Raw genomic sequence first — 1,720 nt, 5'->3', positions numbered from 1 at the left:
TAAATAATATCCGAATAAAAATAAAATCCGAATCATTTTATCTAATTAGCTGTATTTAAACATTCTAAAATCTGGGGAAATTTGATTTTATTTGTCATTAAATCTATTAATATAAAAAGTATGGACTTGCAAAATTTGAAAGACAATCACTCTATTCTCCTTTCTTACATGAAGGCTCAAAACTACAGTAAGCATTACGTATGGGCTATAAAAAGAGAAATCAAATGGATCTTAAATGAATCAAGACACTATCATTGGAAAACATACGATGATATTTATCAGACATATGTTGAAAAATGGAAAAATAAAGTTGTCCTTACAGATAAACGTATAAAACTTTCAGTTATCAAACGATTTGATCAGAAGTCAATAATGCCGGATCGTTTAAGGCATTATCGTAGCCCATCTAACTATGATTTTTTGTGTGTTGAATTTAAATCGTTTATTAATACGTATCGTAAAATTGTAGAACTTGACTCTTCTGGCTCCTATCAAAAAGATGTAGAACGTGTTGCGTGTTCATTCTTAATGGCGTTACAGAAAAAATCAATAATTTCATTTGATTTGGTTACAGAGGAAAGTGTATTAGATGTTTTCTTATGCAACGGGATTATCAGCAAAAGCTATAGTTTTAAATATGCTCTGGAAGTTGCTTTTAAAACCTGTAATCCAGCTTATCCTGATAATCGATGCTCGAAAATAATATCCTATCTTCCAGCTTTACAAAAGATCAAAAAAAACATACAGTATCTGTCAAAGACGGAAATTCTAAAAATCAAAACTACTCTTGATAATGATCCTTCAATCCCATTACGGAATAAATCAATCTGTTTATTAGCACTCTATACTGGTTTGCGTAGTTCTGATATTGCAACCCTTACTTTTGATGCGATTGATTGGACGAATGATTTGATACATATAAAACAAAACAAGACAGGCCATGCGCTGACTCTTCCTTTGCGAGCAGTTGTTGGAAATGCATTATTTGAATATCTTACAAAAGAAAGACCGAAGTCTTCAGAAAAGTTTATATTCTCAACGTTAACTCCACCTTATCGTAGAATACAAACAAGCAGTCTGTATGGTATCTGTATCTCAATTATGAATAAAGCAGGGGTTAGAACTGCTCCAAATGATAGAAGAGGTTTTCATCTGTTCCGACATTATGTAGCTACATCGTTATTAGAAAACGGAATTGAGCAACCGATTATCAGTGCTACTTTAGGGCATCAGTCTCCCCAATCCCTCAATTCATATTTGAGTGCCGACTTTTGTCATTTAAAAGAGTGTGCATTAAGTATTAACCTTTTTCCATATAGAAAGGAGATGTTCCAATTATGAAACTCTATTCATTCTTAGGTAAAGCTATCGAAAGTTATGTGGCTTATAGAAAAGCATCAGGTCGTACCAGTTTTGGCTATGTGAAGAATGTAATATTATTCGATCATTATTGTGCGAAAAAATATCCTTTAGCAACAACGCTCACTCAAGAGATGGTTGAAGACTGGTGCAAGCAACGATCCACTGAGGATAATAATTCTTGTATAACACGAATATCTGGCATTGTATCTTTTTTGCATTATGCGAAAAAGAGAGGGCTGGTAGACATCCAAATACCAAAAGTGCCAAAACAATCTCCACGAAAATATATACCACATGTATTTACAAAAGAAGAGTTGGTGAATTTCTTCAATGCGTGTGATACAATAACAACAAGAAC

General features: G+C 33.1%; 1 protein-coding gene and 1 pseudogene. Both read left to right on the top strand.

Features of this window, described 5'->3' with window-relative positions:
* Nucleotides 1–120: 120 nt before the first annotated feature.
* Entirely contained in the window at nucleotides 121–1,341 is a 1,221-nt protein-coding gene (locus G7Y56_RS18380; RefSeq protein ID WP_165045907.1) for a tyrosine-type recombinase/integrase, read from the top strand.
* Nucleotides 1,338–1,720, top strand: a pseudogene (locus tag G7Y56_RS18375) (integrase); the annotation flags it as partial. The gene G7Y56_RS18380 and the pseudogene G7Y56_RS18375, both read left to right, overlap by 4 nt.

Source organism: Dysgonomonas sp. ZJ709 (genome assembly GCF_011039195.1).
GTDB lineage: Bacteria > Bacteroidota > Bacteroidia > Bacteroidales > Dysgonomonadaceae > Dysgonomonas.
This window is presented reverse-complemented; position numbering and strand designations above follow the sequence as displayed.